At 48.9% G+C, this 264-nt stretch carries 1 pseudogene; it reads left to right on the plus strand.

Annotated features, from left to right (window positions below):
- Window positions 1–264, plus strand: a pseudogene (locus CWC28_RS22190) (glycerol-3-phosphate 1-O-acyltransferase PlsB); the annotation flags it as partial.

The following is a 264-nucleotide window of genomic DNA, read 5'->3' on the forward strand; positions in this document are numbered from 1 at the left end:
GATCAACTTTGGCAACCCCATCAGCATGGGTGAGTTCCTGGATAAAGAAGTCCCTCAATGGCAGCATGAACAATCAGAAGGCTTTAAGCCTCAGTGGCTGAAGAAAACCACGAACACTTTGGCTTTCAATATTGCCAGCGAGATCAACTCAGCTGCGGTTGTAAATCCGGTTAACCTGGTTTCCATGGCTCTGCTTTCAACGCCTCGTCACGCACTGGGAGAACAGGAGCTGGTATTGCTGATAGAGATCTATCTGCGACTCCT

This window comes from Pseudoalteromonas sp. S4492 (assembly GCF_005886115.1).
GTDB lineage: Bacteria > Pseudomonadota > Gammaproteobacteria > Enterobacterales > Alteromonadaceae > Pseudoalteromonas > Pseudoalteromonas gelatinilytica.